We start from the raw sequence: 2,109 nt of genomic DNA on the forward strand, positions 1-2,109 counted from the left end.
CCCGACGGCGCTCGTCGCGTCCCCGGCCGTGCGCGCCCAGGAGACGGCGGCCGCCGTCGGACGGCGCCTCGGGCTGCACGTCAGCACGGACGACCGGTTCGCCGAGTTCCGGTTCGGGCAGTGGGAGGGGCGCACGGTGCCGGAGATCGAGCAGGAGTGGCCCGGTGCACTGGCGCAGTGGCGCTCGACCGGCACGTTCGAGCCGCCGGGCGGCGAGTCGTACGCGCAGCTCGGCGCCCGCGTATGGGACGGGCTGGCCGAGCTGCTGGCAGGTGGCGTGGATCGCACCGTCGTGGTGGTGGGGCACGCCGGACAGATCCGGACCGCCGTCGGGCAGGCGCTGGGCGCGCCCGCGGCGACCTGGTCCCGGCTGCGGATCCCGCCGGCGTCGCTGTCGGTGCTGCGCCTGTGGCAGGACGGCAGCACCGAGGTGACCGCCGTCGGCGTCCCTACCGACGGCTGAGCTACCGACGGCTGAGCGCCCCCCGTGCGAACGCCGGGGCGAGCGGCACCAGGGCCAGCACCAGGACAGCCGGCAGGGCGAAGCCGAGCCGCAGGTTCTCGGCGCCGACGAAGCCGGTCAGCACCGAGCCGAGCAGCGCGCCCACGTAGTTGAACTGGTTGAAGCGCGCGATCACGGCGTCGGTGCGGGCGCGGTCGGGTTCGACGACGTCGCCCGTGCCCGACGCCGTGCCTGACACCGTGCCCCACGCGTTGGCCGACGCCGTGCCCGACGTGAGGCCGGACGCCTCGGCGGGCACAGCGCCGTCCGCCCCGCCGTCCGCCCGACCGGACGCGGCGCTGGATGCCGGGCCGGACACGGCATCGGATGCCGGACCGGACGCGATGCGCCCCGCCGCCGAGAAGCTGAGCGGCGCGACGAGGGCGACCGCCGCACCGAGGATCGTGAACCCGGCGACCGCGACCTGCCAGGTCGGTGCGAGCGCGACGAGGGTGAGGGCGCCGCAGGCCACGACCGCGCCGATCCGGAGCAGCAGCACCACACCGAACCGGGTCACGAGCTGCCCGCCCGCGAGGCGCACCACGATCGACGTCACGAGGTAGGGGAAGGTCGCCAGTGCGACGAGGTTGCCGGGCGCGTCGAAGGACCGCGCCAGGTAGACGGGGCCCCAGGCCGACGCCGTGGTGTCGACCATGTAGAAGACGACCAGTCCGGCCCCGACCAGCCAGATCGGCCGCCACGGGACCGGGGCGGGGGTGCTGCCCGGGGAACCGGCGCTCGGCGAACCAGAGCTCGGTATGCCAGAGCTTGGGATGCCGCCGCTCGGCGAGTGGACGCCGGGAGAGCCGGCCCCCGCCGTCGTCGGACCCGGGGTCGGACCCGGAACCGGGCTGACCAGCCCGGGCGCCCCCGCCCCGGACACGACCCGCGGGAGGAACCGCGCGAACGCGATCGCGAGCGGGACCACGGCCACGGCCGCGCCGACCTCGGGCGAGAGGCGCCCGGTGGCCAGGGCGATGATCGCGGCGGTGATGCCGCCGGTGGTCCAGTAGCCGTGGGACGACGGCAGGATGGGTCGGCCGTACCGGTGCTCGAGATCGACGGCCTGCATGTTCGTGGTGGCGTCGACCAGGCCGAGCGCGAGACCGTAGAGTGCGACCCCGCCCACGAAGAACGCCATCGCGGGAGCGACCGTGATCGTGGGGACGGCGACGACCATGAGGGCGAGCCCCAGGCGGAGCATCGGCGCACTGCCGATGCGGTGCGCAGCGCGCTCGGCGACCAGGGATCCGACCCCCGCGAGCAGCACCATCATGAGCAGCAGGAGCGACAGCGCCACCTCGTCCATGCCCCACTGCTCCAGGAACCGCGGCAGCCGGGTGGTGAGGCTGATGAAGACGAAGCCCTGCGCGAAGAACGCCGCGGCCACTGCGATTCGGGCGCTCGTCAGGCTGGTGATCCTCATGACCGCACATCCAACCGGTCGGTTGGCTCCGGCGCCAGGGTTTCGGCCCTCTTCCCTCTTTCGTGGCCTAAGTTTCTTCGCTTTCACCCGCCCGAAAGCGAAGAAACTTAGGTCTCGATGGAGAAGTTCGACCCGCGACCCGCGACCCCGCCGCCGCGACCCCGCCGCCGCGACCCCGCCG

2 protein-coding genes are annotated in these 2,109 nt (G+C 74.2%); one reads left to right on the forward strand and one right to left on the reverse strand.

Annotated features, from left to right (window positions below):
- Nucleotides 1-463, forward strand: a 463-nt coding sequence (locus tag PROKR_RS23365; RefSeq protein ID WP_169736534.1) for a histidine phosphatase family protein, incomplete at its 5' end; no start/stop codon positions are given.
- A 1-nt stretch (nucleotide 464) separates the two neighbouring features.
- On the opposite strand, the gene PROKR_RS23370 is transcribed toward PROKR_RS23365, so the two are convergent.
- Nucleotides 465-2,015, reverse strand: coding sequence for an MFS transporter (locus tag PROKR_RS23370; protein ID WP_157602574.1), 1,551 nt, complete (start codon nucleotides 2,013-2,015; stop codon nucleotides 465-467).
- Nucleotides 2,016-2,109 lie beyond the last annotated feature (94 nt).

This window comes from Promicromonospora kroppenstedtii DSM 19349 (assembly GCF_000515355.1).
Classification (GTDB): domain Bacteria; phylum Actinomycetota; class Actinomycetes; order Actinomycetales; family Cellulomonadaceae; genus Promicromonospora; species Promicromonospora kroppenstedtii.